Here is a 2418-nt window from a genome sequence, read left to right on the forward strand (position 1 = left end):
AGTGTAACTTTTCCCAGGGAAGGCCTTGTTGTCTGAGTGTTTCTACTTCCTCTATCATGCCTTCTTCAAGCCGTGCCTTAAGCCTCGCTGTGATTCTAGCCTTTATTTCTTCGCGCTCTAAGCGAATGCCTATCGTAAGGGGTGTAAAAGTGGGAAGCTCCAGTGGCTTTAGATCTTTGCTGTCGGCTACTGCTATTTCGATTGCTTTAATGATGCGGTCTCGGCTTAACAAGTCGGTTGTGTTGTGTAAATTTTTGTCAAAACTTAGCAATAGCTCGATTAATTCGCGTTCTGATTTATTTTCCATTTCCTGACGTGCTTTTTCGTCAGACTTCGCTATCGTTAATTCATAACGGTTTAATATGGCATCTAGATACATCCCTGTTCCGCCCACTAAAAACGGCAGTTGTTCGCGTTTGACGATATTGGTGAAAGCTGTGGAGAAATGTTGGGCGTAGGCGAAAAGGTTGAATTCCTCTTGCGGCTCCACAATGTCGATTAGGTGATGGGGGACTTCTTCGTATTCATCGAGATCTTTGCCTGTACCAATGTCCATGCCCCGGTATACCTGGCGAGAGTCGGCAGAGATTATCTCACCTGAAAACTGACGGCAAAGCTCTACAGCTAATGAGGTTTTACCACTTGCCGTAGGGCCTAGAATGGTAACTAGTTTGGCTTGATGAGAATCTGTCATATTAATCTGTAATAAGTATTGAACTAACAAACACTTCGTTATAGTGTGGGAAATAAGTAGATATAAAACTGCCAGCTATTATAACTGGCCAGTTACCGTGAATCGCTATCTTATAACAATTACATGATAAATACGGCTACTTTGCTGGACACTTGTACCATAAAAACGAAGATATAATCTTGCAAACCTTGAGTTAACAAGAACCTAAACAAGGAATTCTTTTCGGAATGAAGGTCTACAACGTCTTAATAGCGCTGGTATTAATATTAGCAAGCACGTCTGCATACTCTCTAGAGAAAAAAACATTTTGTATTTGGGATCCGGTTGGGCGTAATGGCCCGGTTATGTCTTTTTATTCTGACTTAATACCAAAAGCTCAATCATGGGGCTTGAGTATCAGGTTTGTTGCATATACTGACGAAAAGGTCGCCGCAAGTGAGTTTAAAGCAGGGCGCTGTGAAGCCGTACTTTTGAGCGCAATACTTTCACGCCAATTCGTTAAATTTGGCGGCACAATGGATGCTATTGGCGCGATTACCTCCCAGAAAGGCCTTGAACTCGCCTTGGGTACGTTGGCTCGTCCTCGTGCCGGTAAGTTGATGACCCAGGGTAATTACGAAGTGGTTGCAACTTTTCCGGTAGGGTCAATGTTTGCCTTTGTAAATGACCGATCGATAGAAAGTATCGATGACTTTGCTGGTAAAAAACTGGCAATTCTTAATGGAGACCCCCAGGCTAAAAAGTTTGCCGACTTGGCGGGTGCTTCTCCCTTCAATGTTTCTCTGACCACTTTTGCAGGGCAATTCAATAATGGTAATGTCGATATTTTGTTGATGCCAGCTTTGGCCTATAACACATTTGAGCTATACAACGGATTAGGTGACAAGGGCGGGATAATTGATTACCGACTTTATTATGGCATGCTGCAAACAATCGCTAAGCGTGATCAATTCCCTGAGGTATGTTCCAGGAACCGAAAAGCCAGAAAGCGTGAGTGCGTTAGCTTTGGCCACAAAATGCGTAATTATATCCTGACACGAATGGATGATATGGAACGAATGGTTAAGGATGCTGAGAATGAAATACCTCAAAACTACTGGATCGAGATTAGTCAGTTTACTAAGGATGATATTGATCATTTCAGTAAACGTGTACGCATGGCACTAAAGGCAGACAAGGTCAATCATCCTACGGCACTTAAGTTACTCTGGAAAATTCGTTGCCGTCTGGATCGTTCTCGTGGCGAGTGTGCTGCAAACGCTAAACCAGAATAGCTACTTGATGAATAAGAAAGCCCCTACAAATTATCCTTTGTAGGGGCTTTTTTGTTGGGTTTTAGTTTGGAGTAGAAGTAAGGATGTTTTCTGTGCCTTGCTTACCCGCAGTCTTCTCTTCCAGCTTGAGTAGAATTGCGGGTAGCGCTATAAAGTCGAATATCAGTGCTAGCGTAATCGTTGTTGCAGTGAAGATACCCATGTGGGCGTTCATGTTGAAGTTGGACAATGCAAGCACCATAAACCCTGCGACTAAAACGAAGGTTGTCACCCAAAGTGCAGTACCAACGGTTGCGAAAGCATATTGCACCGCTTGCTCGCTAGTATAGCCTTTCTCACGCCTAGCCCTTCGATACTTGCTTAAAAAGTGGACGGTATCATCAACGACGATACCCAGGACCATACCTGTTGCGGTACCTACGGATATGCCAACATTACCGTTGAAGATAC

At 43.6% G+C, this 2418-nt stretch carries 3 protein-coding genes; 1 reads left to right on the top strand and 2 read right to left on the bottom strand.

Going from position 1 to position 2418, the window contains the following annotated elements; genetic code table 11:
- Positions 1–694: tRNA (adenosine(37)-N6)-dimethylallyltransferase MiaA (miaA, locus tag A3735_RS19185; RefSeq protein WP_068638487.1), on the bottom strand; the 694-nt coding region annotated here is incomplete at its 3' end.
- A gap of 227 nt (positions 695–921) precedes the next feature.
- Between miaA and A3735_RS19190 the strand changes: the two genes are divergently transcribed.
- Positions 922–1968, top strand: a complete 1047-nt coding sequence (locus A3735_RS19190; RefSeq protein WP_068553859.1) for a putative solute-binding protein — start codon at positions 922–924, stop codon at positions 1966–1968.
- 61 nt (positions 1969–2029) lie between these two features.
- On the opposite strand, the gene A3735_RS19195 is transcribed toward A3735_RS19190, so the two are convergent.
- On the bottom strand, positions 2030–2418 hold a 389-nt coding region (locus A3735_RS19195), incomplete at its 5' end, for an MMPL family transporter (protein ID WP_156499768.1).

Source organism: Oleiphilus sp. HI0061 (genome assembly GCF_001635675.1).

What these genes read in the sequence shown, in the direction of transcription:
- A3735_RS19190 (WP_068553859.1), top strand. Translation starts at nt 922, where the DNA reads ATGAAGGTCTACAACGTCTTAATAGCGCTGGTATTAATATTAGCAAGC.